Below are 2,400 nucleotides of genomic sequence, written 5' to 3'. Positions count from 1 at the left end.
ATCACGCCCCAGTTTCAAATTTACTACAAAAAAAGTGGAGTGGGAAGGGGCAGCTCATAGTTGCCCCTTCCTTTGACCAACAATAATTATCATTATCAATTGTACATTTGATTTTTTGGAGGTCCCTAATTGATTGACACTTTTTAGTGGCTTCCCATTAATCAGCAGTGGTTTGACACCAGGCTTATTTGTAGATAGAGCTACTAATCTGTCAATTCCCAAATCTATTCCTGCTACATATGCTGACTGTATCTGTGGAACAGAAGTTTTTTCATCTACAACTTCAATTACATAGCAGCCAGTAGCAGGAACTATTCGCACTTCAACTACCTCCTCAACCACTACTGGTATTTTGATTTGACTCATAGATAAGTGACAAATACCGTCTTTGAGAGGGGCTTTATAAACTGATTCTTTTGAATATATAACTACATTTCGGCCTTTGCTTTTGTCCTTATACTTTGGTATTTTGGGTTGAGCGTGAAACTTTTTTGGATGTTTTGACCATTCTTTGATAGCTTGAAAATAGCCACGCCAAGTTGCAACCAAGCATTTTATGATTTGTTTTGATACTTTAGTTGGTAATGCTAATCGGCATCGCTATTTTTGGTGGCGTGATATAGCTTGGTTAAATCTAGACTTTTTGAGCACTTGAAGAAATGCTGACGACAATAATAGTTAGCCAGGTTGTACAAGTTTTTTGATTTAAAGGCTAACTCATCACACACCCGCCAAAAGTTATGTGTTCGGTTAATAATATGTCTGTCAACAAGTCGCATTCACCCGAATCAAATTCATCTTAAGTCCTGTACCTGTTTAATATTACAACACTTTTCTACTTCTAGCAACTACTTTATACAATTTTCATTCAACAGTTAATCACCCTCTGACCCTGCACTATCAGTTCCAAAAGCAGTTGCATCACCAGTATTTTTAACTGTAACTTCAATGGGTGAAAGTTCAGTACCAGGTGTGGTTGAATCTGGAATAGAAATAGTAACCTCTAGATCTGGTAGTCCTATTGGGGGAAATCTATTATCTCTATTGGGGGAAAATCTGGTAACTGTATTTGGGGGTTGTCTATATTGGCAACAATAAAATTATCCAGGGCTATCTCTTCATTAGCAATACCATTAATTTCCGGCCCCTCTGTCAAGATAATATTATCAATTTCTGTATCGGCAACCACACCAAAAAATATAGAGTCTGATTCTGTGGCATTAGTAGGAAAGATTTCGATAGATTCACTATCCCCATCAGCAAATAATATCTCAAGAATAGCTGGACCTGGTGTGCTGGGATTGAAACTATCAATATCAAAGCCAACTGCATTGTAAGGTTGCTCGAAATTTATCTTGTAGAAAGAATCTTCTTCTACAGACTGTCTATCAAGTATGAATAATTCTGTATCTCCAGAACCTTTGAATGCTTCTACTCTGGGGAGGTTTGAGGTGACAAAAATTCCAGGAATAAAATCAACACCATCTAAATTAAATTCTGGAGAAAATCCTTCAAAGTCTTGTGTATTAGTAGGAACAGCTCCTAGTAGATAACAAACTTAGTTTTGACAAGCTGTATAAATTTTGAGAAAATAACATAATACCTAGTATTTTCTTTATAGAAACAATGCCACTCAAATACAGTGTCAATTTAACAGAACCAGAACAACGGCAATTACTTGATTTAACTAAAAAAGGTAAAAATTCATCTCGTCAAATTAAAAGGGCCCAAATTCTACTTTGATCTGACGAGGGATATCGTGATGCTGAAATATCCGATATCTTAAAAGTAGGAGAATCAACAGTTCATCGGACTCGTCAAAAATATGTAGAAGAAGGAATTGAGTTAGCGATCGCCGAAAAACCCCGTTCTGGAAAACCGAAAAAATTAACATCTGTTGCCGAAACATTTTTGATAGCAACAGCTTGTAGTGAGCCACCAGAAGGTCGTAATTGTTGGACAATGCAATTATTAGCAGACAGTTTAGTAGAACTAAAATTAGTGGAAAAAATTTCGGATGAGACTATTCGTAAAACCTTAAAAAAAATGAACTAAAGCCTTGGCAAACACAGCAGTGGTGTATTCCCAAGGTAGATGCTGAATATGTATATCGAATGGAAAATTTACTGTATCTTTACGCCGACAAATTAGAGAATTTAGTTGATGAAGCAATAGTCTGTTTTGATGAAAGACCAGTTTGTTTATTAGAGGATTATCTTCCCCCAATTCCCCCAAAGCCAAACCATATCAAGAAAGTAGATTATCAATATCTTATACCAATTTCCCAAAAGATTGTTACAATAAAATAGGTACAAAATTATTAAGTGATTGCAGTTATTAGATGAGAACGAAAACTCAAATATTAGAAACAGAATCTGAATTAAAAAAACTGTTGTCCCA

4 protein-coding genes and 1 pseudogene are annotated in these 2,400 nt (G+C 35.7%); 3 read left to right on the top strand and 2 right to left on the bottom strand.

Annotated elements, in window-relative coordinates; translation table 11 throughout:
* Nucleotides 1-54 precede the first annotated feature (54 nt).
* Nucleotides 55-549 (bottom strand): hypothetical protein, encoded by a 495-nt coding sequence (locus F6K22_RS38865; protein ID WP_293110285.1) that lies wholly within the window; start codon nt 547-549, stop codon nt 55-57.
* Between the two features lie 469 nt (nt 550-1,018).
* Nucleotides 1,019-1,189, bottom strand: coding sequence for a hypothetical protein (locus F6K22_RS38860; protein WP_293110283.1), 171 nt, complete (start codon nt 1,187-1,189; stop codon nt 1,019-1,021).
* Between the two features lie 205 nt (nt 1,190-1,394).
* Here F6K22_RS38860 and F6K22_RS38855 point away from each other — a divergent pair, with 205 nt between their 5' ends.
* From F6K22_RS38855 to F6K22_RS38845, 3 genes and pseudogenes are all read left to right on the top strand, one after another.
* Entirely contained in the window at nt 1,395-1,553 is a 159-nt protein-coding gene (locus F6K22_RS38855; RefSeq protein WP_293110281.1) for a hypothetical protein, read from the top strand.
* Nucleotides 1,554-1,758: 205 nt separating this feature from the next.
* Nucleotides 1,759-2,055: pseudogene (locus F6K22_RS38850) on the top strand (helix-turn-helix domain-containing protein); the annotation flags it as partial.
* Nucleotides 2,056-2,114: 59 nt separating this feature from the next.
* Nucleotides 2,115-2,309, top strand: a complete 195-nt coding sequence (locus tag F6K22_RS38845) for a hypothetical protein (RefSeq protein WP_293110280.1) — start codon at nt 2,115-2,117, stop codon at nt 2,307-2,309.
* The last annotated feature ends 91 nt before the right edge of the window (nt 2,310-2,400 follow it).

The organism is Okeania sp. SIO2F4 (assembly GCF_010672385.1).
Lineage (GTDB): Bacteria > Cyanobacteriota > Cyanobacteriia > Cyanobacteriales > Microcoleaceae > Trichodesmium.
Note: the sequence above shows the minus strand (reverse complement) of the source record. Positions and strands in the feature narration are given on the sequence as shown.

Bases quoted from the DNA above. Each gene is read 5' to 3' on its own strand.
- F6K22_RS38855 (WP_293110281.1), top strand. From the start codon at position 1,395: ATGAATAATTCTGTATCTCCAGAACCTTTGAATGCTTCTACTCTGGGG.
- F6K22_RS38845 (WP_293110280.1), top strand. From the start codon at position 2,115: ATGGAAAATTTACTGTATCTTTACGCCGACAAATTAGAGAATTTAGTT.